Origin of the sequence: Rhizobium sp. SSA_523 (assembly GCF_030435705.1) — a bacterium.
Lineage (GTDB): Bacteria > Pseudomonadota > Alphaproteobacteria > Rhizobiales > Rhizobiaceae > Neorhizobium.
Genome location: NZ_CP129382.1, coordinates 2,590,515 through 2,613,791, shown reverse-complemented (window position 1 = coordinate 2,613,791; position 23,277 = coordinate 2,590,515). Strand labels below are relative to the sequence as shown.

Annotated in this window: 12 protein-coding genes; 9 read left to right on the top strand and 3 right to left on the bottom strand. The window is 62.9% G+C overall.

From position 1 onward, the window contains the following. The first annotated feature begins 585 nt into the window (after positions 1-585). Positions 586-9,060: a GH36-type glycosyl hydrolase domain-containing protein gene (locus QTJ18_RS20770; RefSeq protein ID WP_252755255.1), complete on the top strand. Its 8,475-nt coding sequence runs from the start codon at positions 586-588 to the stop codon at positions 9,058-9,060. A 494-nt stretch (positions 9,061-9,554) separates the two neighbouring features. Here QTJ18_RS20770 and QTJ18_RS20765 read toward each other — a convergent pair whose 3' ends face one another. After that, positions 9,555-11,321, bottom strand: a complete 1,767-nt coding sequence (locus QTJ18_RS20765; protein WP_252755256.1) for a glucan ABC transporter ATP-binding protein/ permease — start codon at positions 11,319-11,321, stop codon at positions 9,555-9,557. A gap of 251 nt (positions 11,322-11,572) precedes the next feature. On the opposite strand from QTJ18_RS20765, the gene pyc reads away from it, so the two are divergent. From pyc to QTJ18_RS20740, 5 genes are all read left to right on the top strand, one after another. Then, a complete protein-coding gene (gene pyc, locus QTJ18_RS20760) occupies positions 11,573-15,031 on the top strand; it encodes a pyruvate carboxylase (RefSeq protein ID WP_301557788.1) in 3,459 nt (1,152 codons plus the stop codon). 355 nt (positions 15,032-15,386) lie between these two features. Further along, positions 15,387-16,157, top strand: coding sequence for a DeoR/GlpR family DNA-binding transcription regulator (locus QTJ18_RS20755; RefSeq protein WP_252754231.1), 771 nt, complete (start codon positions 15,387-15,389; stop codon positions 16,155-16,157). Between the two features lie 30 nt (positions 16,158-16,187). Next, complete coding sequence (locus tag QTJ18_RS20750) at positions 16,188-17,381, top strand: MFS transporter (RefSeq protein ID WP_252754232.1); 1,194 nt, start codon at positions 16,188-16,190, stop codon at positions 17,379-17,381. A 79-nt stretch (positions 17,382-17,460) separates the two neighbouring features. After that, positions 17,461-18,705: a flavodoxin-dependent (E)-4-hydroxy-3-methylbut-2-enyl-diphosphate synthase gene (ispG, locus tag QTJ18_RS20745; RefSeq protein ID WP_252754233.1), complete on the top strand. Its 1,245-nt coding sequence runs from the start codon at positions 17,461-17,463 to the stop codon at positions 18,703-18,705. 71 nt (positions 18,706-18,776) lie between these two features. Then, entirely contained in the window at positions 18,777-19,442 is a 666-nt protein-coding gene (locus QTJ18_RS20740) for a YiaD family glycine zipper/OmpA-like lipoprotein (protein WP_252754234.1), read from the top strand. A 67-nt stretch (positions 19,443-19,509) separates the two neighbouring features. Here QTJ18_RS20740 and QTJ18_RS20735 read toward each other — a convergent pair whose 3' ends face one another. Further along, positions 19,510-20,154: a LysE family translocator gene (locus QTJ18_RS20735; protein ID WP_252754235.1), complete on the bottom strand. Its 645-nt coding sequence runs from the start codon at positions 20,152-20,154 to the stop codon at positions 19,510-19,512. 199 nt (positions 20,155-20,353) lie between these two features. After that, entirely contained in the window at positions 20,354-21,271 is a 918-nt protein-coding gene (locus tag QTJ18_RS20730; RefSeq protein ID WP_252754236.1) for a polyprenyl synthetase family protein, read from the bottom strand. A 231-nt stretch (positions 21,272-21,502) separates the two neighbouring features. On the opposite strand from QTJ18_RS20730, the gene QTJ18_RS20725 reads away from it, so the two are divergent. The 3 genes from QTJ18_RS20725 to rpmF all read left to right on the top strand — a co-directional run bounded on the left by QTJ18_RS20725 (position 21,503) and on the right by rpmF (position 23,208). After that, the gene (locus QTJ18_RS20725) at positions 21,503-22,150 is read left to right on the top strand and encodes a biosynthetic peptidoglycan transglycosylase (protein ID WP_252754462.1); all 648 of its coding nucleotides are present in this window, start codon (positions 21,503-21,505) and stop codon (positions 22,148-22,150) included. Between the two features lie 73 nt (positions 22,151-22,223). Beyond that, positions 22,224-22,871, top strand: a complete 648-nt coding sequence (locus tag QTJ18_RS20720) for a glutathione S-transferase family protein (protein WP_252754237.1) — start codon at positions 22,224-22,226, stop codon at positions 22,869-22,871. A gap of 151 nt (positions 22,872-23,022) precedes the next feature. Continuing rightward, complete coding sequence (gene rpmF / locus QTJ18_RS20715) at positions 23,023-23,208, top strand: 50S ribosomal protein L32 (protein ID WP_092999643.1); 186 nt, start codon at positions 23,023-23,025, stop codon at positions 23,206-23,208. Positions 23,209-23,277: the final 69 nt, after the last annotated feature.

The window sequence follows — 23,277 nt, the reverse complement described above, 5'->3', positions numbered from 1 at the left end:
CGCTTCAACGTTGGAGACTGTTTCCATGCAGGATTAGCCATATCAGGTAGCAAGCCTGCGGGTAATATCAATCACGGACCTTCGTAGGGTACCGGAGGGCGAAGACCGTCAAACGTCGGGCGGGTTCGCTGGCTCGCCGCAGAGGCATTCACCGTGTCTCCTGATGCTGCTTGAACCGCCCGGGGCTTGATGTCATGGAAAGCCGGCCCTCAAGGAAGAGGAGGGGAGGAAAGAGGGGAGAAGAGGAAAGAAGAGGCGCGGGGGACGCAAGCCTCACCGTCGCGCATTGCGGGCAATCGCTCTCGGCCTGGCCGAACGCTGCGCAGGGCCTGCAACCCGGCAGGCCAAGAGGCTGAATATGTTCAGGTTTCATTCATGCCGGCAAAGCTAGAGGCGAAGGTTCATGATAGGGAGAGATAGGTGAGAAGGTTTGATCACTGTGTTGACGTCTCCGGCATCACGCCAAAACCGTCCCGTCCCGGGCGATCATCCGGCACATCCCGACACGTGATTCCGCCCAAAGCTTGATATTATCGGCCCGTCCGACACTTTAACCCGTGCCCCTCATTTGTAGAAGCCGCCAAAATGTCCTTTCACAACACGCCTGCTGCCACTTCTCGCGATAACGAAGGCAAGCAAATCGATCACAACGAGGCGATCAGAGCGACCTATTTCAATGCCGAGGATCTGCGGGCATGTGGGGAAGCTCTGGCGCGCGATGGTGCGCAGACACTGCCGGGCCTGATCAGCTTCGATTTCGGCGAGCGGCACAGGGAGAACGAAAAGGAGATCCTGCGGGTCTACCGGGCGACCGCGAAAGATGTCGAAGCGGGCGCCACCATCACGCCGGCAGCAGAATGGCTCCTGGACAATCACTACATCGTGGAAGAGGCGATCCAGGAGGTCCGGCGCGATTTTCCGCGCAAGTTCTATCGCCAATTGCCGAAGGTCAGCATTGGCGGCATGCAGATCCCGCGTGTGCTGGCGCTTGCCTGGCTTTACGTGGCGCACACCCACAGCACGCTGCACCGCGACAATCTGACGGCCATGACCGAGGGTTTCCAGGTGCACCAGCCTCTGGAAATCGGGGAGCTTTGGGCCCTGCCCTCCTTCCTGCGCTTCGTGCTCATCGAAAACCTCCGGCGCATCTCGATCAGGGTCGAGCGGTCGCGCCGCATGCGCCAGCAGGCCAATGACGCAGCCGACGAGATCATCAGGCTGAACGACGAGGCCGCGTCCTCCGCGATCCTCAAGAAGATCGAGGGGCTGACCGAAGACAATACCTTCTCGACGCAGTTCCTCTACCGCCTGCGCAATGCCTCGCAGTCGCCGGCCTTCGCCGTGGCCTGGCTGGAAGGACGGCTGGAAGCGGCCGGAACCGATACGGAAGAAGTGATGATGGCGGAGCAGAACCGCCTCTCTTCCGGCAATCTCACTATGGGCAATATCATCAAGAGCCTGCGTGAGATCGACGACACGGAATGGAGTGTCTGGTTCGAGGAGGTCTGCCTCGTCGATCAGGTGCTGCGCGCCGAAAGCGATTATAACGAGCTCGATTTCGGTTCGCGCAATTCCTATCGCAATCGGATCGAGAAAATCGCCCGCTATTGCGAAACAAGCGAGATCGATGTCGCGCGGGCGGCCATTGCGCTCGCCTCCGAGGCGGCGTCCGCGCCGGAACCGGATCCGCACAAGGCCAATGTCGGCGCCTTTCTGACGGGCGCCTATCTGGCGGAGCTCGAGAACCGCGTCGGCTATGCGCCGAAGCCCGCCCAGCGCCTGATCCGGTCGGTGCGCCGCCTGAACTGGCTGGCCGTTGCCGTTCCCGTGCTTCTCATCACCTTCCTGGCGCTTGCGATCGTCGGCGGCTTCCTGCGCAATGCCGGCATGGACTGGCCGGTCATCCTGTTGTTCCTGCTGATGTTCTCTCTTCCCGCCTCGGAAGGGGCGACGGGTCTCTTCAACACGCTGGTGACCTATATCGTCAAGCCTGCGCGGCTGGTCGGCTACGAATTCAAAAATGGCATTCCCGAGGATGCCCGCACGCTCGTTGTCGTGCCTTGCCTGATCACCAATCGCGATACGGTGGACGAGCTTGTCCGCAATCTCGAAGTCCATTACCTCGCCAATCCGCATGGCGAGATCTACTTCGCGCTGCTCAGCGACTGGAAGGACAGTGCGCTGGAACAGACGGATGCCGATCTCGAAGTTCTGGAATATGCTCGACGCGAAGTGGCCGGTCTCAGCGCCCGCTACGCCCATGACGGCAAGACCCGCTTCTATCTCCTGCACCGCCGCCGCCTGTTCAACCCGTCCGAGGGCGTGTGGATGGGTTGGGAACGCAAGCGCGGCAAGCTGCACGAGCTGAACCTCCTGCTGCGCGGCGACAAGGACACGACCTATATGCCGGGCGCCAATGACGTGCCCGCAAATGTCCAGTATGTCATGACGCTCGACGCCGATACGCGGCTGATGCGCGATGCGGTGACGAAACTGGTCGGCAAGCTGCACCATCCGATCAACAGGCCCGTGCACGACGCCCATTCCGGCCGCGTCATCGACGGCTACGGATTGCTGCAGCCGCGCGTCACGCCATCGCTGACGACCGGCAAGGACGCATCCGTCTTCCAGCGCGTCTATTCGATCAGCCGGGGCATCGATCCTTACGTCTTCACCGTTTCCGACGTCTATCAGGACCTGACGGGCGAGGGCACCTTCACCGGCAAGGGGCTCTATAATGTCGACGCCTTCGAGACGGCGCTGCGCGGTCGCATCGACGAGAATTCGGTCCTCAGCCACGACCTTCTGGAAGGCACATTCGCCCGCTGCGCCCTCGTCACCGATGTGGAGCTGGTGGAGGACTTCCCGACCCGCTACGAGGTCGAGGTCTCGCGCCAGCATCGCTGGGCGCGCGGCGACTGGCAGCTCCTGCCCTATATCCTCGATCCGATGCGCGGCGTGACAGCGCTGGGCCGCTGGAAGATGGTCGACAATCTGCGCCGCTCGCTCACGCCGATCGCCTGGTTCTTGTCTTCGGTGCTCGGCTGGTATTTCATGGATCCGCTCGGCGCTCTCGTCTGGCAGATCCTGCTGATCTTCTCGCTCTTCGTCGCGCCGACCCTGTCCCTGATCACCGGTATCGTGCCGCGCTCCACCGATATCGTGCCGCGCGCGCATTTCTACTCGGTCTGGTCCGATATCCGTTCCGCCAATGCGCAGGTCGCCTTGCGGATCGTCTTCATTGCCGATTCGGCCTTCATGATGCTCGATGCGATCGTCCGTTCGGTCTATCGCCTGTTCGTCTCCCACAAGCTGATGCTCGAATGGCGCACGGCGGCGAGTATCCAGTCCTCGGCGCAGGGCATGCCGCAGGATTACTATCGCTCCATGTGGCATGCGCCCGTGGCTGCCGTTCTCGGCCTGATGCTTGCCTCGCTGCCGGATGACAATGCTTTCCTTGTGGGGCTGCCTTTCGTGCTCCTCTGGGTTCTGTCCCCGGTGGTGGCCTGGTATGTCAGCCAGTCGGCCGAAACCGAGGATCGGCTCTTCGTGCCGGAATCGGTGTCGGTGGAACTGCGCAAGATTTCCAGGCGTACCTGGCGCTATTACGAGGCCTTCGTCACCGAGGACCAGCACTTCCTGCCACCGGACAATTTCCAGGAACGGCCGGAGCCGATCGTCGCCAAGCGCACATCGCCCACCAATATCGGCGTCTATCTGCTCTCCACCGTGTCGGCACGGCATTTCGGCTGGATCAGTTTCCAGGAGACGCTCGATCGGCTGGAAAGCACGATCGCGACCGTCGAGCGCATGGAGAAGTTCCGCGGCCATCTCTACAACTGGTACCATACCGACACGCTCCTGACGCTTGGCCCCCGCTATGTCTCGACGGTGGATAGCGGAAACCTGGCCGGTCATCTGATTGCCGTATCCTCGGCCTGCCGCGAGTGGGCAGAGGCGCCGTCCGCGCATCTGCAGGCCAATCTCGACGGGATCGGCGATGTGGCGGGCGTGCTCTCCGAGGCGCTGGCGGAGTTGCCAGACGACCGCAAGACCGTGCGGCCGCTGCGCCGCCGGCTGGAAGAGCGGATCATCGGCTTCGGCAATGCTCTGGCCGCGGTCAAGCGCGAGCATGAATTCGCCTCGATCCGGATCATCAACCTTGCCGTTCTGGCCCGCGACATCCAGAAGCTTGCCGCCAATCTGGATCATGAGGTCAGCAGCCCGACGAGCACCGAGGTCACGCGCTGGTCCGAATCCCTGGTCGTTGCCTGCGAAGCCCATATCGCCGACAGCACATTCGATATGACCAATATCGAACCGCTGCGCCAGCGCCTGATCCAGTTGCGCGATCGCGCGCGCCTGCTTGCATTCTCGATGGATTTCACCTTCCTCTACCGCAAGGACCGCCGTCTCCTGTCGATCGGCTATCGAGTCGAGAGCAATGATCTCGATGAGGCCTGCTACGATCTTCTCGCCTCCGAATGCCGTCTGACCAGCCTGTTTGCCATTGCCAAGGGCGATCTGCCGACGGAACATTGGTACAGGCTCGGCCGCCAGGTGGTGCCGATCGGAGCGCGTGGCGCTTTGATTTCCTGGTCGGGATCGATGTTCGAATATCTCATGCCGCCGCTCGTCATGCAGGAGCGGCAGGGCGGCATCCTCAATCAGACGAACAATCTGATCGTCGAGGAGCAGATGAACCATGGCCGCCGGCTGAACATTCCCTGGGGCATTTCGGAAGCCGCCTTCAACGCGCGCGACCATAACCTCAACTACCAGTACACGAATTTCGGCGTGCCGACGCTGGGGCTGAAGCGCGGCCTGGGACAGAATGCGGTCATCGCACCCTATGCCTCGATCCTGGCCAGCCAGTACAAGCCACTGGAAGCGCTGGAGAATCTCCAGAAGCTTCGCGCTGTTGGCGCGCTTGGGAAATACGGCTTCCACGATGCGGTGGATTATACGCCGACCCGCGTGCCGGAAGGCAAGCGCTGCGCCGTGGTCTTCAACTATTATGCCCACCATCACGGCATGTCGATCGCGGCCATTGCCAATGTGGTCAATAACGGCAAGCTGCGCGAGCTTTTCCATTCCGATCCGGTGGTCGAAGCTGCCGAACTCCTGCTTCAGGAGAAGGCGCCGCGCGAAGTTCCGGTCATGGGCTCGAAATACGAGCCGGAGACGCCCGGCAAGGGGCAGGCGGATCTGCTGCGTCCAGAGGTTCGCACCATCCAGGATCCGGCCGGCCGCGACCGCGAAATGGTCTTCCTCTCCAACGGTCACTATTCGACCATGATGACGGCCACCGGTACCGGCTATTCCAAGTGGAACGGCCTGTCGGTGACCCGCTGGAAGCCTGATCCGGTCGAAGACCGCTGGGGCAATTTCATCTTCCTGCGCGATACCGTATCCGGCGAATGGTGGTCGACCACGGCCGAGCCGCGGCGGATCGAGGGCGAAAAGGTCAAGACCGTCTTCAGCGATGAAAAGGCGGAGTTCCACAAGACCGTCGGCACGCTGGTCTCCAGCGTCGAATGCATCGTCGCCACCGAACATGATGCCGAAGGCCGCCGCCTGACGCTGCTCAACACTGGAACCGAGGATCGCTTCATCGAGGTCACCTCCTATCTGGAACCGGTGATTGCCAATGAAGATGACGACAATGCCCATCCGGTCTTTTCGCGCATGTTCATCCGCACCGAGATCGGCCGCCGCGGCGATGTGATCCGCGCGTGGCGCAACAAGCGCAATCCGAATGAACCGGCCATGCAGATCGCTCATCTGGCGGCCGACAATGCCGGCTCGTCCCGCCCGACTGAATTCGAGACGGACCGGCGCCGCTTCCTGGGCCGGGGACGCACGCTTTCCGAAGCTGCCGCCTTCGATCCGGATGCGAGCCTGTCCGGCACCGACGGCTTCACGCTCGACCCGATCCTGTCGCTGCGCCGCGTGGTGCGCGTTCCCGCCGGGAAAAAGGTCAGCGTCATCTTCTGGACGATCGCTGCGCCAAGCCGCGAGGAGCTCGACATCGCAATCGAGCGCTATCGCCACCCGGATTCCTTTGGCACCGAGCTCACCCAGGCCTGGACGCGGGTTCAGGTGCAGATGCGCCATATCGGCATCAGCTCGCAGCAGGCTGCCGCCTTCCAGCATCTCGGCCGCTACCTCGTCTACCCGGATATGCATCTGCGCGCCGATGCGGCGACTGTCGAGGCCGGCCTCGACAGCCAGCGCCGGCTCTGGGGTCTGTCGATCTCCGGCGACCTGCCGATCTTCACCCTGCGCATCAATGACGAAATGGACATGGATGTGGTCAAGGAGGCCCTGTCGGCGCAGGAATATCTGCGCTCGCGCGGGGTCATGGCCGATCTTGCCGTGGTCAACGAGAAGGCTGCCTCCTACGCGCAGGATATGCAGCACGCGATCGACCAGATCAGCGAGAATATCCGCCGCCTGGGACAGAGCGAGGGACGCCAGCAGGTCTTTGCCCTGCGCCGCGACCTGATGGATGACGCTACCTGGGCGGCCCTTATCGCGGCCTCCCGCGTCGTGCTGCATGCCCGCAACGGCAAGATCGAGGACCAGGTGGCCCGCGCCGTTTCGCTCTTTGCCGCGCCGCGCGGGGCCGAAGGGGAAATGGATCGGCGCGTGCTCCTCTCGGCGGCCGATTTTGCCGGTCCGGTCGAGACGGAGGCCGCTGATCTGCAGTTCTTCAACGGCTATGGTGGCTTCTCGCAGGACGGCAAGGAATATGTCGTTCGGCTTGCGGGCGGCGGTGCCACGCCGCAGCCCTGGATCAACGTGATCGCCAATGAGAGCTTCGGCTTCCACATCTCCGCCGAAGGGGCGGGCTTTACCTGGAGCCAGAATTCGCGCGATTACCAGCTGACGCCATGGGCCAATGATCCCGTCGTCAACCGGCCGGGCGAAGGCTTCTATGTGGCCGATCTCGGCAGCGGCCTTGTATCGACGCCCTTTGCCGCACTGTCACGCCGGCCTTCGGCCCGTTTCGAAGCGCGCCATGGCCTCGGTTATTCCGTCTTCACCTCGCAGGAGGAGGCCCTGTCTCTATCCCTAACGCAGACGGTCGACCGCAACCATCCGCTGAAGCTGTCCAAGCTCGTCATCCGGAACACCGGAACGGAACCGCGTCGCTACCGGGTCTATGGCTATGTCGAATGGGTGCTCGGCAATAATGGCCAGCGCACTCAGCCCTTTATCCTGAGCGCGCGCGACGAGGCCACGGGATCGCTGCTCGCCACCAATCCGTTCAGTATCGATTATCGCCGCACGGCCTTCTTCGGCTGTGACGGCGAGGCTTCGGGCTTCACTGCCAGCCGGCGGGATTTTCTCGGGCGCTTCGGCACGATCCAGGCACCGGCTGCCGTCGCCAACCGCTCGACGCTCAACGGCTCGCTCGAGCCGGACGGGGCGCCTTGCGCTGCCCTGGCTTGCGATATCGAACTATCGGCCGGCGAGGAGAGGACCCTGACCTTCTTCATGGGCGATTGCGCGACGCGGGAAGAGGCTGCTGCCCTGGCAGGCGAGGCAAAGCGCGCGTCCTTCCATGGGACCATCAAGCAGAGCCGCGATTTCTGGCAGGATTTCACCGGCCGCCTGCAGGTCGCCACGCCCGACAGGTCCCTGGATCTTCTGGTCAATGCCTGGCTGCCCTACCAGGCGCTGGGCTGCCGGATCATGTCCCGCACGGCCTTCTATCAGTCGTCCGGCGCCTTTGGATTCCGCGATCAGCTGCAGGATACGCTGGCCTTCCTTCTGCACGAGCCGGAGCTTGCGCGCCGGCAGATCGTCAATGCCGCCGGCCGTCAGTTCAAGGAAGGGGATGTCCAGCACTGGTGGCTGCCCGGCACCGGCGCAGGCGTGCGAACGCTGATCTCCGACGATGTCGTCTGGCTGGCCTATGCCGCGAGCGAATATATCCGCGCGACGGGGGATGCCGCCATTCTCGACGAGACGGCGCCCTTCCTGCAAGGAGCCATGCTGACCGCGGGACAGCATGACGCCTTCTACAAGCCGGACGTGACCGATGAGCAGGTTTCGCTCTACGAGCATGCGGCGCTGGCGCTCGATCTTGCCATCAAGCGTACCGGATCGAACGGCCTGCCGCTGATCCTCGGCGGCGACTGGAACGATGGCATGAACCGGGTCGGCATCGGCGGTCGCGGCACCAGCGTCTGGCTGGGCTGGTTCCTCGCCGCGGCGCTGCGGCGGTTCCTGCCGCATGCGACAGAACGGAACGACGATATCCGCGTCGAGCGCTGGACCGCCCATCTGGCATCGTTGAAGCAGGCGCTGGAAAGTGCCGGCTGGGATGGCAGCTATTATCGCCGCGGCTACTTCGACGATGGCGGTCCGCTCGGCGCCAACGGCAATCTGGAGTGCTCGATCGACTCGCTCGGCCAATCCTGGAGCGTTCTATCCGGCGAAGGCGATCCGGCCCGGCAGCAGCAGGCCATGAATGCGGTGATGGACAAGCTGGTGGACGAAAAGGATGGCTTGATCCGCCTCTTCACCCCGGCTTTCGCCACGACGCCCAAGGATCCGGGCTATATCAAGGCCTATCCGCCCGGCGTGCGCGAGAATGGCGGCCAGTATACCCATGCCGCCATCTGGGTCGTGCTTGCGCTTGCCGCGCTGAAACGCGGCGACGATGCCTGGAAGGCCTTCCAGCTGCTCAATCCCATCAACCACGCGCTCGACCGTGCCGCGGCGGATCGTTACCGCGTCGAACCTTACGTGGTGGCGGCCGATGTCTATGGCGTCGGCGAGTTGACCGGCCGAGGCGGCTGGACCTGGTATACCGGCTCTGCGGGCTGGCTGTACCGGGCGGCCGTCGAGGGTATTCTCGGAATTCGGCGCGAGGGCCAGCGGCTCTTCATCCGTCCGGTCCTGCCGTCGGACTGGGATGGCTTCTCCGCCGATCTCACTTTGGACGATAAGGTCTACAAGATCGTCGTGCGGGTGGAGAATGGCGAGCCAAACGTGTCCGTCAACGGGTCCGCGATTGCTGCCGATGAAGGGTTTCCGCTGGGCTGACGTCCCGCAGGACCGCAAACCACTGGATCGGCCCGGCTGAAGGTGTACTTTAGCCGGGCCTTTTTTGTCCCGCAGGTTCACGCAACCCCATTCTCCGCATCGCGCCGAGGATCTGCCGGCCCGGACAAGGTCAGCGCTTCCCGATATTGAGGCCGAGCCCGATGTGCCGAGGCGTTGGACAGGCGCCTTGGCGGCAGCCCTGGCGGTGCTGCAGACTGTGCAGCCGGCTCTCTGGTGTGCGCCTGATCGGGCTTCGGGATCGATCCTCGCCGCAGCCTCTATCGGCAGCGGATGTCCATCCGACCGGCCAGTCTCTCCGTCAGGGAAACGGGCCGCAAAAGATCGGGATATCATGGCGCAGGACGGAGGAAAGGGAGCGGAGGCCGCGTCTCAAGGCGGTGAGGATGCGCAGACTTGGGCGTTGCGCATCCTCACCGCGTTGATTAGGTCGCCCGGAGGGCTCTCATAGTCTCGTGCCGTCTGAGGCCGCAGCCTCAGGCAGATTGCGTCAACGAGGCGGTCTTGGCCTTGCTGTCATCGGCCAGAATGCCGCTCGTCTTGAGAAGCGAAGCGAAACGGCCGCCGAGCGCGCTCAACTCGTCATAGGTGCCTTTCTCGATGATGCGGCCATGATCGAGGAAGAGCACCATATCCGCATCGCGGATCGTGGAGAGCCGGTGCGCGATGATGAAGGTGGTACGGTCCCGGCGCAGCCGGTCGATGGCTTCCTTCACCCGCTGTTCCGTTTCCACGTCGAGCGCGCTGGTCGCCTCGTCAAGGACGAGAATGGGCGCATTCTTCAGAATGGCGCGGGCGATGGCGATGCGCTGGCGTTCGCCCCCGGACAGCCGGTTGCCGCGTTCGCCGACATGCGTATCGAAGCCGGCAAGGCGGCTCTCGATGAACTCGGTCGCCGCCGCAGCCTCTGCCGCGGCAACCACGTCGGCCTCCGTCGCATCCTCGCGGCCAAGCCGGATGTTTTCGGTGATCGAGCGGTTGAGCAGGCCGGCATCCTGAAACACGGTGGCGATGGTCTGGCGCAGCGACTTGCGCGTGACGCCCGCAATATCGGTTCCATCGATGAGGATCTGGCCCTTTTGCGGCTCGTAGACGCGCTGCAAAAGGTTGACCAGCGTGGTCTTGCCGGCCCCTGTCGGCCCAACAATGGCGACCGTCTGGCCGGCCCTGGCGGTGAAGGAAATGTCGCGCACGCCCTGAGTTGTATTGGCAAAATCGAAGGAGACGTCGCGGAATTCGACCTCGCCCTTCACCTGGGTCAATTCCTTCGCGCCAGCCGGTTCTTCGCGATCCTTGACGGAATCCTCAAGGCGGAAGAAATCCTCCAGCTTCGAGCGCGCCTCGAAAATCTGCGTGGCGAACTGGCGCAGGAGATCCAGCCGGCCGATCAGCAGATTGGCGAAGCCGATGAAGGCGATGACATCACCGACCCTGATCTCGCCCCGGCGAACCAGCACCACGCCGATTACAAGGATGATCAGCATGGAAATGGTCGAGGCCATGCGGTTCAAGGCGCTGGCCAGCGCCCACCAGTCGAGGACCGGGAACTGGGCGGCGATCAGGCGTTCGGTGAAACCCTTCAGGGCCCGCGTCTCGGCCTCGATCCGGTTGTAGCTGTGCAGCACCGTGACATTGCTGATGGAATCGCTGACATGCGAAAAGACGGTGTGGTAGTGGCCTTCGACCGAGGCCTGGCCTTCCTTCGTGCGGTTCATGACCGTGCGGCCGATGATCCAGTAGATGACGCCGAGCACGATCAGGACCGAGCTCAGCCGCCAATCCATGGAAAGGGCCGTCGGCAGCAGCATGCTCAGGGCAACGATCGTGGCAAGATGCGTGCGCATGAATTCGAGCCAGAGACCAAACAGCGTTTCGCTGGCGCGCAGCAGGGTGTGCAAGGCATTGGACGTTCCCCGCTGGTGGTGCCAGGCGAGCGGCATGGAGATAATCCTGCCAAAGGCTTCCGTCAGAAGCGTCGCCCGCCGTCCATGGGCAAGGCGGTCCGCCTCGCGTGCCACAAGCACATAGGCGATCGTGTTGAAAACGCCGAACCCACCCCACAGGATCAGAATGGGTGTCACATCGCTGCCATCGGACAGGGCATCGATGATCCGCCCGAACAGGATGGGTTCCGCGATCGTGATCACGGCGAGAACGATGTTGGCCAGAACCACCAGCGTCACCCGGACGGGGCTGGAGCTTAGGTATCTTAGCGCGCGCGAATAGACCTGAAACAGAGTCAAGAGAGGTCACCTCGTGATTTTCAACAGGGCTCTATAGCAATTGAGACCTGTATGCAGGGTGAACATTCTCAATGACCTAACAGTCTCGATGCAAGCGGCGCGCGCAGCCGGTCCGGGGCTCTCGCATTTGCTGACATGAAACTGACGAAAATCGACCGCTGCCTGGCTGCGGGAAATTGAACTTCAGCGAAAAGACGGTAATGTTTCTCTTCGCGGGTGCAGCATTCCGCGCCGGATAATGGGAGATTGTCTTGAAGATTTCGAAAATTCTTGTTGCCAACCGATCAGAAATTGCCATTCGCGTCTTTCGCGCCGCCAACGAGCTGGGCATCAAAACTGTGGCGATCTGGGCGGAGGAGGACAAACTTTCGCTGCATCGGTTCAAGGCGGACGAGAGTTACCAGGTCGGCCGGGGACCGCACCTGGCACGGGATCTCGGACCGATCGAAAGCTATCTGTCGATCGATGAAGTCATTCGCGTCGCCAAGGCATCCGGAGCCGATGCCATTCATCCGGGCTACGGCCTTCTGTCGGAAAGCCCGGAATTCGTCGAAGCCTGCAATCAGGCCGGGATCATCTTCATCGGCCCGACGGCGCAGACGATGCGTCAGCTCGGCAACAAGGTTGCGGCACGCAACCTGGCGATCTCCGTCGGCGTCCCGGTCGTTCCCGCCACCGAGCCCTTGCCGGATGATATGGAGAGCGTCAGCCGGATGGCGAATGAGATCGGCTATCCGGTGATGCTGAAGGCCTCCTGGGGCGGCGGCGGTCGCGGCATGCGCGTCATCCGCGCCGAATCCGAACTTGCCAAGGAAGTGACCGAGGCCAAGCGCGAGGCCATGGCCGCCTTCGGCAAGGACGAAGTCTATCTGGAAAAGCTGGTCGAGCGCGCCCGCCATGTGGAAAGCCAGATCCTCGGCGATACGCACGGCCAAGTGGTGCATCTCTTCGAGCGTGACTGCTCCATCCAGCGACGCAACCAGAAGGTCGTCGAACGGGCGCCGGCGCCTTATCTGTCGGAGGCGCAGCGGCAGGAACTGGCCGCCTATTCGCTGAAGATCGCCGCCGCGACCCATTATATCGGTGCCGGTACCGTCGAATATCTGATGGATGCCGATACCGGGAAGTTCTACTTCATCGAAGTCAACCCGCGCATCCAGGTGGAGCATACGGTCACCGAAGTCGTCACGGGCATCGATATCGTCAAGGCGCAGATCCATATTCTCGAAGGCGAGGCGATCGGAACGCCGGAATCGGGCGTGCCTGCGCAGGAGAATATCCGCTTGAACGGCCATGCCTTGCAGTGCCGCATCACGACCGAGGATCCGGAGCAGAACTTCATTCCCGATTATGGCCGGATCACCGCCTATCGATCGGCGGCCGGCTTTGGCATTCGCCTGGATGGCGGTACGGCCTATACCGGCGCGATCATTACCCGCTATTACGATCCGCTGCTGGTCAAGGTCACGGCCTCGGGCGGGACGCCGCAGGAGGCGATCAGCCGGATGGACCGGGCGCTTCGCGAATTCCGCATCCGTGGCGTGGCAACCAATCTCACCTTCCTGGAAGCGATCATCGGCCATCCGAGCTTTCGCGACAATTCCTATACGACGCGCTTCATCGACACGACGCCGGAGCTATTCCAGCAGGTCAAGCGGCAGGACCGTGCCACCAAGCTCCTCACCTATCTCGCCGATGTCACCGTCAACGGCCATCCTGAGGTGAAGGGACGGCCGAGGCCTTCGGAAAAAGCGCCGAAGCCGGTTGTCCCCTATATCAACGGCGCGGTGCCGGAGGGGACCAGGCAGAGGCTCGACGCGCTGGGGCCGAAAGGCTTTGCAGCCTGGATGCGGGAACAGCCGCAGGTTCTGATCACCGACACGACCATGCGCGACGGCCACCAATCGCTTCTGGCGACACGCATGCGGACTTTCGATATTGCCCGCATCGCGCCCGTCTATGCACGGGCGCTGCCGAACCTGTTTTCGCTGGAATGCTGGGGCGGCGCGACCTTCGACGTGTCCATGCGCTTTCTGACGGAAGATCCCTGGGAGCGGCTCGCTTTGATCCGGGACGCGGCACCCAATATCCTGCTGCAGATGCTGCTGCGCGGCGCCAATGGTGTCGGCTACACCAATTATCCCGATAATGTCGTCAAATACTTCGTCCGGCAGGCAGCCAAAGGCGGCATCGACCTGTTCCGCGTCTTCGACTGCCTGAACTGGGTGGAAAACATGCGCGTCTCGATGGACGCCATCCAGGAGGAGAACAAGCTCTGCGAGGCCACAATCTGCTATACCGGAGATCTGCTGAACAGCGCGCGACCGAAATATGACCTGAAATACTACACGGCGCTGGCCGAAGAGCTGGAAAGGGCAGGCGCCCATATCATCGCGCTGAAGGACATGGCGGGGCTTTTGAAACCAGCCGCCGCCCGCGTCCTGTTCAAGGCCCTGCGCGAGGCCACCAGCCTGCCGATCCACTTCCACACGCATGACACGTCAGGCATATCGGCCGCCACGGTGCTTGCGGCGATCGATTCCGGCGTCGATGCGGTGGATGCCGCCATGGATGCCTTTTCCGGCAATACGTCGCAGCCCTGCCTCGGTTCGATTGTCGAGGCGCTGTCGGGCACGGAGCGCGATTCCGGTCTCGATCCGGAATGGATCCGCCGCATCTCCTTCTATTGGGAGGCGGTCCGGCATCAATATGCGGCTTTCGAAAGCGATCTCAAAGGTCCCGCCTCGGAAGTGTACCTGCACGAAATGCCGGGCGGCCAGTTCACCAATCTCAAGGAACAGGCCCGCTCGCTGGGGCTTGAAACCCGCTGGCACGAGGTGGCGCAGACCTATGCCGACGTCAACCGGATGTTCGGTGACATTGTGAAAGTGACGCCCTCCTCCAAGGTCGTGGGCGACATGGCCTTGATGATGGTGAGCCAGGATCTGACGGTGGCCGATGTCGAGAACCCGGACAAGGATATCGCTTTCCCGGAATCCGTCGTCTCCATGTTTAAGGGGGATCTCGGTCAGCCGCCGGGCGGCTGGCCGGAGGCGCTGCAGAAAAAGGTGCTGAAGGCGGAAAAGCCTTATGCGGTGCGCCCGGGTTCACTGTTGAAGCAGGCGGACCTCGATGCCGAGCGACAGGCGATCGAGGAGAAGCTCGGCCGGACGGTCGACGACTTCGAATTCGCCTCCTATCTGATGTATCCGAAGGTCTTCACCGAATTCGCGCTCGCCTCCGAGACCTATGGGCCGGTCTCAGTCCTGCCCACGCCCTCCTATTTCTACGGCATGGCGGATGGCGAGGAATTGTTTGCCGACATCGAGAAGGGCAAAACTCTCGTCGTCGTCAATCAGGCGGCCAGCGCGCCGGATGCCCAGGGGCTTGTGACCGTGTTCTTCGAACTGAACGGCCAGCCACGCCGCATCAAGGTGCCGGACCGCAGCCGGGCCGCAACCAGCGTGGCGCGCCGCAAGGCGGAAGCCGGCAATGGCGCGCAGCTTGGCGCGCCGATGCCGGGCGTCATTTCCCGCGTCTTCGTTTCCGCCGGGCAGACGGTGAAAGCGGGCGATGTGCTGCTGTCCATCGAGGCGATGAAGATGGAGACGGCGCTGCATGCGGAAAAGGATGGCGAGGTGGCCGAGGTCCTGGTCAAGCCGGGCGACCAGATCGACGCGAAGGATCTGCTGATCGCCTATACCGCCTGATGGCGTGACGGATCCGATCTGCCGAGAGAGCTCGCTGAGCTCAATGGCATGCAGGGCCGCAGGATTGTCGGGCCTGCCTGGCGTGTGGTGTCGGCATAAGAAGGTGAGGGCGCACAAGGATGCGTGCGCCCTCCCGTCATCCAACCCGGCGCCCGACGGGTGCGTCTTCGATCCCCGGTCCGGCCGCCTTCCGCTATCCTGCCCTCACCCTTCCCGTCTTTGTCCTGTCCCGCCTCTTTTCTTTCCGGCGCCACCTCTGCCGAGTCACGCAACGTGACGGCGTGTCGTCGTTCGTGGCTTGATTGCACGTTCTTGCCCGTTTATGCACTGTTTTGCAGGGTTTGATGAGGGCGTGATGACCGAATTGATGGTGCAGGAGCGGCAGGCGGAGATCCTGCGGCGCCTCAAGCAGGAGGGCCGCGTTGTGGCGGCCACGCTCGCCGGTGATTTCGGCGTCTCGGAGGACACGATCCGTCGCGACCTGCGGGACATGGCCCAGGCCGGCCTGTGCGAGCGGGTCTATGGCGGGGCCCTGCCGCTGGCGCGCGCCGGCTCCACGCTGACGCAGCGCATGGCTGTCGCAGCGGAGCGGAAAAAGGCACTGGCAGAGCAGGCCTGCCGTCTGATCACCGCGCATGCCACCCTGTTTTTCGATGCCGGCAGCACCAATCTCGCAATTGCCGAAGCGCTTCCCGAAACACTGGCGGTGACGGCAGTGACGAATTCCCCCGCCATTGCGCTCTCGTTGGCCGAAAAGCCTCTGGTGGACGTCGTCTTGATCGGCGGCAGCCTGGATCGCGTCGTGGGCGGGGTCGTGGGCGCCCGCGCCTGCGCGTTCATGTCTGCCATTCGCCCTGACATCGCCTTCATCGGCGCCTGCGGGATCGATCGCGACGGGGGCTTATGCGCGCTGCGTTTCGAAGATGCGGCTTTCAAGCACGCCGTGGCCAGTTGCAGCCGCAAGGTGGTGGTGGCTGCTACGCGCGAGAAATTCGACGTGGCGGGACCCTATCCGGTCGCCTCGGCTGCTCAATATCATACTCTGATTACCGAACCGGGCGTTGATCCCCTTCGGCTGGCCGTCCTGCGGGAGGCGGGCTGCAGCGTGATCGTGGCCCAAACATGATGTTTTCTAGGACCTGGGAGAAACCGGTCAATGACTGACAATACCGTTGTGACGGGTGTTCTGGAACGAGCGCCCATCATCACCCGCCCGCGCGTCGGCGTCGCGCTGATGTTCCTGATGAACGGCTTTCTGATTGGCGCCTGGGCGCCGAAAATTCCGGAATTCGCCAGCCGCCTGGCCTTGAGCGAAAGCGGGCTCGGTCTGATGATCCTCGTCTTCGGCATCGGCTCCATCGTCATGATGCCGATCGGCGGCCTGCAGATCGCCCGCTTCGGATCGACCACGGTCACGCGCGTCGCGGCGCTGATGGCCCTGCCGACGCTTCTTCTGCTCAGCCTGGTCGGCAATGTCTGGACCGGCGCCATCGCGATCTTCCTGTTCGGCGGCTTGATCGGCGCGATGGACGTGGCGATGAACGCCAATGCGGTGACGACAGAAAAACAGATGCGGCGCTCCATCATGTCGTCCTGCCATGCCTTCTGGAGCCTTGGCGGGCTGATCGGTTCGGCCAGTGGCGGACTGCTGATTGCCTGGCTCGGTGTGGTGGGCCATAGCCTTCTGGTCAGCCTGCTGGCCGCCGTCATGGTGGGGATTGCCTGGCCCATGCTGCTGGCCGACAAGCCGCATCCGGAGGAAGCCAAGGCGAAAGTGCGCCTGCCGCGAACGCCTCTGCCCTGGCTGATCGGAGTTGTCGCCCTGTTCAGCATGATCCCCGAAGGGGCGGTTCTGGATTGGGGTGCGCTGTATTTCCGCAACGAACTGGGCGCTTCCGTGCAGCTCTCTGGCCTGGCATTCGGCGCCTTTTCGCTGACCATGGCGGCCATGCGCTTCGCCGGCGATCTTGTGCGCGACCGGTTCGGCGCCGTCAGAACCCTGCGCTTCTGCACGATCACGTCGATGATCGGTCTCCTCACCGCCGGTCTGGCGAACGGTCCCGTCATGGCCATGATCGGCTTTGCAATCGCCGGTATCGGCATCTCCAACATGGTACCGATCGCCTTTTCGGCGGCGGGAAACCTTCCCGGAATGGCGCAGGGCATCGGCCTGTCGGTCGTCACGACCATGGGATATTCCGGCATTCTCGTGGCCCCCTCGGCCATTGGTTTCATTGCCGAACACACCGGGCTTGCGGCCATCTTCATCGGCCTGCCGGCGCTGCATCTCGTCGTCCTTCTCCTGTCGGGACTGGCCAGGCATGCCGACCGGGCGGCCGATCCGCAGTAACGTGATCGCGCGCGGGTGTTGACAAGACCCCGCGCTTGATCCACCTGAGAGGCACTTTCTCCCAGTTGCGAGATGCTTCATGCCTGCCGAATTTGATCCCAAGCCCCGCCGTGCTTCGGTCGCCGTCGATGTGGGCGGTGTGATCGTGGGTGGGGGCGCGCCTGTCGTCGTCCAGTCCATGACGAATACCGATACCGCGGATATCGATGCCACGGTCGCGCAGGTCGCCGCCCTTTTCCGGTCCGGTTCGGAAATCGTGCGCATCACCGTCGATCGCGATGAGAGCGCTGCAGCGGTGCCGAAAATCCGCGACCGGCTGCTCAGGCTCGGAATGGATGTGCCGCTGGTCGGTGACTTTCACTATATCGGCCATAAATTGCTGGCCGACCACCCGGGTTGCGCCGAGGCCCTGGCGAAATACCGCATCAATCCCGGCAATGTCGGCTTCAAGGACAAGAAGGACAAGCAGTTCGCCGAGATCGTCGAGATGGCGATTCGCTACGACAAGCCGGTGCGGATCGGCGTCAATTGGGGCTCGCTCGACCAGGACCTTTTGACGCGGCTGATGGATGAGAACCAGCGGATGGGATCGCCGCTTTCGGCCCGGCAGGTCATGCACGAGGCCATCTGTCAGTCGGCCCTTCTTTCGGCGGAGCTGGCCGAGGAAATCGGTCTGCCGCGCAACCGTATCATCCTGTCCGCCAAGGTCAGCCAGGTCCAGGACCTGATCGCCGTCTATTCCAAGCTGGCGGAACGCTCCGATCACGCGCTGCATCTCGGTCTCACCGAGGCCGGCATGGGGACCAAGGGGATCGTCGCATCCTCCGCTGCCATGGGCTATGTGCTTCAGCACGGTATCGGCGACACGATCCGCGTCTCCCTGACGCCGGAGCCGAACGGCGACCGGACCCGCGAAGTGCAGGTGGCCCAGGAACTCCTGCAGGTCATGGGCTTCCGGCAATTCCTTCCGGTGGTGGCGGCCTGCCCAGGCTGCGGGCGAACGACCTCGACGGTCTTCCAGGAGCTTGCCCAACGGATCCAGGATGACATCCGCAAGAACATGCCGATCTGGCGTGAAAAATATCCCGGCGTCGAAGCGTTGAACGTCGCGGTGATGGGCTGTATCGTCAACGGCCCCGGTGAAAGCAAGCATGCCGATATCGGCATCTCGCTGCCCGGCACGGGGGAGACGCCGGCAGCGCCCGTCTTCATCGACGGAAAGAAGGCGCTCACCCTGCGCGGGCCGCAGATTGCCGCGGATTTCGAGGCTTTGGTGATCGATTACATCGAGAAGCGCTTCGGCCAGAAGACCGCCGCAGAGTAGCCCCGTCCTCCTCGTTCCTGCCGCAATTCATGGTAAATGAACACAGAGCTAATGACGGGGATGATGATTCTATGCTGAAGAAAATTGCGATTGTCGCCATGTGCGCGACCTATCTTTCTGCCTGCACGACAACCGATCCGTATACCGGACAGCAGAAAATGTCGAATACGACGGGCGGTGCCGCGCTCGGCGCCGGCATTGGAGCGCTTGCCGGGCTTGCCATCGGCAATTCGCCGGTCGGTCGGCGCAATGCGGCACTGATCGGCGCCGGCGTCGGTGCTCTGGCAGGCGGCGCCATCGGCAATTACATGGACCAGCAGGAGTCCGAATTACGGGCGCAATTGCAAGGGACCGGTGTTTCTGTGACGCGTGTGGGGGATCGCATCATCCTGAACATGCCGTCCAACATCACCTTCCCGACCGATCAGGACCAGGTTCTGCCGGGCTTCTACTCCACGCTGAATTCCGTGGCTCTCGTGCTCAGCAAGTTCAACCGGACTTTGGTCGATGTGAACGGTCATACCGATTCGACTGGCAGCGCGGCTCATAATCAGGCGCTTTCTGAACGACGCGCCGCCTCGGTCGCCAACTACCTCGCGTCGCGCGGCGTCGATCAGCGCCGCATGTCGACGCTCGGCTTCGGTGCCACCCAGCCGGTCGCATCGAATGCCACGCCCGATGGCCGTGCACAGAACCGCCGCGTGGAAGTTGCGATCGCGCCGATCACGACCGATTGATCAGGTCTGCCGTGAGATCCAAACGGAAGGCGTCGCATCCGCGGCGCCTTTTGCTTTGTGGGCGCCGTCAAAGGGCGCTGCTGATCATCTTGACTCCGGCAGCGCCGAACATCACCGCCATCAGGGCATCCAGTGGGCGGCGCGCGCTCTGGTAGATCCTCGCCGCGCGCCGCGTCGAGAAAAGCAGCGCGTAGCCCATGAACACGGTAAAGCCGGTCAGGAGGCAGCCCCCGACAATGAGCGCCACGGCGCCGCCGGACGCTCCGGCCGGCAGGCCGAGCGAAATGATGGCGACCCAGGCAAAAACGGCTTTCGGATTGGTCAGGTGGATGGCATAGCCGGTGAGGAATGTGCGGCCGAGGCTGACATGGCGTTTGGCGACCGGAAGCTCCGGTTGATCGTCACCGGCGCGCAGGGCGCCACGGCAGGCCTTATAGGCGAGATAGAGCAGATAGAGGCCGCCGGCGATCTTCAAGATCTCCAGTATCCCGGCATAACGGGTCAAGAGCGCGGCCATGCCCAGGGCGGCGGCCATGGCCCAGGTGAAGGAGCCGGCAAAGATGCCGAGCGCGATGACGAGACCGCGTCGGCGACCTTCGCCCAAGGCGGTCGAGATGATGGCGATGATCGCCGGTCCGGGACTGATGACGGCCACCAGATAAAGGACATAGGCCGCTGCGACTTGCGGCAGGTTCTGCATCAGTTCGGACATGCATGTCTTTCCAGCTGGAGATGGTGGCGATCATAGGTCAGCCTTGCCCGCCCGACACGCGCAGAGTTTTGATGGTTTCCAGCAGTTTGCGTGATGATGATCCGTTCTGCGCCGCTGCTCCCTGTGGCGCAGAGGTTCCGCGGCGCGATCCTCCTCGGCCTGCCGGCGCATCGCTGCGGACGCACCGGCATCCGGACACTCAATGCTTGCGGTTGGCCACGTAGCGGGCAGTGGCAATCAGCATTCCCGCCCGCTCCGCATAGGGCGCCAGGGAGGCAATGGCCTCGGCAACCAGCGCATCCAGCCGCTTCTCCGCCCAGTCCAGTCCGTGCAGGGCCACGAGGGTCGCCTTCCCGCGACCGGCATCCTTTCCGGTCGCCTTGCCCATGGTCTTTGCGTCGGAAGTGACGTCGAGCACGTCATCAGCGAGCTGGAAGGCAAGGCCGATGATCTCGCCAAAACGGCGCAGCCGCAGCCGGTCCTCGCTGGACGCGCCGGCGATGATCGGACCCGCTTCGCAGGCAAAGCGCAGCAATGCGCCGGTCTTCATGGCCTGCAGGGTCGAGATATCCGCTTCGCCGGGGGTTTCGCTTTCGGCAGCCAGATCCAGCGCCTGCCCCCCGGCCATTCCGCCAAGCCCGGCGGCCCGCGCCAGAGCCAGGACCAGTTGCACTTTCCGATCATCGGGAAGATCGGTCTCCGGCGCGCTGATGATGTCGAAGGCATAGGTCAGCAGGCTGTCGCCGGCGAGGATTGCCGTTGCCTCAGGAAAGACTTTATGGACCGTCGGCTTGCCGCGTCGCAAATCGTCATCGTCCATCGCCGGCAGATCGTCATGGATGAGAGAATAGCTGTGCAGGCATTCCAGTGCGGCACCGACCCGCGCGGCGGCAGCGGCCGGACCTTCGAACAAGGCGGCCGCTTCCTGCACCAGGAATGGCCGCAACCGCTTGCCGCCATTCAATGTTCCGTAGCGCATGGCGGCCACCAGCGGCTCCGGCCGCGCAATTTCATCCGGCAAGGCTGACGGACCGAGCAGGGCCGACATCAGCGCTTCCGTTCTCGCCGCGCTTTCGCGCAAATGGTCCTCGAAGGTATGGTGATCATCGTGCAGCATGAGGGTTCATTGGCACGCCGCCTGGCATCTGGCAACGCCGTTTTGCCGAAATGCCGGAGGGCGGGCCGGGTCGGGCTGGTTTTGCCGGCTGCAGCCGGTTATACCGCAGAGAACCAGCAAGGACGAGTGGAAGAGTTGAGCGATACACCGGAGCATGAAGCCGAAGAGGAGAACGCCTTGCCGACACGGCAGCGCCGGACGACCGCCCTCGGCATTGCAAAGCGCCTCGCCATGGTCCTGGGCGTGCTCCTGCTGCTGCCCTATGCGCTGGTTCTTCTCTATGCCCTGCCTTTCGTCCGGCCGGTCTCGACGCTGATGGTGGCCGATCTGGCGGGCTTCCAGGGCTATGAGCGGCGCTGGGTGGCCCTTGACGACATCGCGCCTGTCTTGGTCCAGTCGGTGATGATGTCGGAGGATGGGCAGTTCTGCGTCCATGGCGGGGTGGACTGGGTGCAGATGCGCGGCGTTGTCCAGGATGCATTGGAGGGTGAGGCGACACGCGGCGCGAGCACGATCCCGATGCAGACCGTCAAGAATCTCTTCCTCTGGAACGGCCGCTCCTTCCTGCGCAAGGCCCTGGAACTTCCGCTTGCCCTGTGGGCAGATCTCGTCTGGTCGAAACGCCGGACCATGGAGATCTATCTCAATATCGCCGAATGGGGGCCGCAGATCTACGGTATCGAGGCCGCCGCCCAGCACCACTTCAAGACCTCGGCGAAAAAGCTAAACCGGCGCCAGGCAGCCCTTTTGGCGGTCTCGCTTCCCAACCCGATCGATCGTGTCGCCAGCCGGCCCAGCAGAGGCATGCAGCGATTGGCAAGCGTCGTGGAGCGGCGTGCCCGCGGCTCGGGTGAATATATCAGATGCGTTTATGGGTGACGTCAGAATTTGTCGTTGGCGCGATGCCCGGCATATCCGTAGTCTCGAGGCGAAATGATCGGGGACAAATGCAATGGACGGGCTCGTTCTCTATATCGCCAACAAGAATTATTCCTCGTGGTCGATGCGGCCCTGGCTTGCCATGACGGCGGCAGGCATCGATTTCGAGGAGGTGCTGACGCCGTTTGACGATACCGGCGGCAATGTGCGCTTTCGCGAATTCTCACCCACGGGCAAGGTACCAGTCTTGCACCACGGGTCCCTGCAGATCTGGGAATCTCTCGCGATCATTGAATATGTGGCGGAACTTTATCCCGAGGCGGGTATCTGGCCCTATGATCCGGCCGACAGGGCGCTGGCGCGCTCCATAAGCATGGAGATGCTCGCCGGTTTTCGCGCCCTGAGAGGCGCCTGCCCGATGAATATCCGGCGCCAGAAGAAGAAGATCGACGTTGGCGCCGACGTCACGGCCGATATCGGCCGGATCACGCAGATCTGGCGCACCATGCGGCAAAGGTCGGGCGGACCCTTCCTGTTCGGCACCTTCTCGGCCGCGGATGCCATGTATGCCCCTGTCGTCAACCGGCTCGACGTCTATGATTTCGAGCTCGATGCGGATGCCCTGGACTATATGCAGGCCGTCCAGTCCCATCCGGCCTGGATTAAATGGCGCGAGGCGGCCCTTGCGGAAAGCTGGGTCGTGCCGGCAGATGAGGCGTGAGGGCTTGCGGCTTTAAAAAATCCCGCCGGGGACTGGTCAAAGCCCTTCTTGCCATGTATAAGCCGGCCCAATTTCCGAGATCGAGGCTAGGTCCTGTACGGTCGAAGCCGACCGCGGATTGCGCTTTGCACGCTTATTTGGAGTAACGAAAATGGCAGTACCGAAGAGAAAAGTGAGCCCGTCGAAGCGCGGTATGCGCCGCTCCGCTGACGCGCTGAAGACCCCGACCTATGTCGAAGACAAGAATTCCGGCGAACTGCGCCGTCCGCACCACATCGACCTGAAGACGGGCATGTATCGCGGCCGCCAGGTTCTGACGCCGAAGGAAAGCGCATAATCCTTGTTTCAAGGTCTGACGCATGAAAAAGGCCGGCATTATGACCGGCCTTTTTTCTTGCCCATTGAA

Bases quoted from the DNA above. Each gene is read 5' to 3' on its own strand.
- QTJ18_RS20720 (WP_252754237.1), top strand. From the start codon at position 22,224: ATGGACGGGCTCGTTCTCTATATCGCCAACAAGAATTATTCCTCGTGG.
- QTJ18_RS20740 (WP_252754234.1), top strand. From the start codon at position 18,777: ATGCTGAAGAAAATTGCGATTGTCGCCATGTGCGCGACCTATCTTTCT.
- QTJ18_RS20735 (WP_252754235.1), bottom strand. From the start codon at position 20,154: ATGTCCGAACTGATGCAGAACCTGCCGCAAGTCGCAGCGGCCTATGTC.
- QTJ18_RS20725 (WP_252754462.1), top strand. From the start codon at position 21,503: ATGGTCCTGGGCGTGCTCCTGCTGCTGCCCTATGCGCTGGTTCTTCTC.
- rpmF (WP_092999643.1), top strand. From the start codon at position 23,023: ATGGCAGTACCGAAGAGAAAAGTGAGCCCGTCGAAGCGCGGTATGCGC.
- QTJ18_RS20750 (WP_252754232.1), top strand. From the start codon at position 16,188: ATGACTGACAATACCGTTGTGACGGGTGTTCTGGAACGAGCGCCCATC.
- QTJ18_RS20770 (WP_252755255.1), top strand. From the start codon at position 586: ATGTCCTTTCACAACACGCCTGCTGCCACTTCTCGCGATAACGAAGGC.
- QTJ18_RS20755 (WP_252754231.1), top strand. From the start codon at position 15,387: ATGACCGAATTGATGGTGCAGGAGCGGCAGGCGGAGATCCTGCGGCGC.
- QTJ18_RS20730 (WP_252754236.1), bottom strand. From the start codon at position 21,271: ATGCTGCACGATGATCACCATACCTTCGAGGACCATTTGCGCGAAAGC.
- ispG (WP_252754233.1), top strand. From the start codon at position 17,461: ATGCCTGCCGAATTTGATCCCAAGCCCCGCCGTGCTTCGGTCGCCGTC.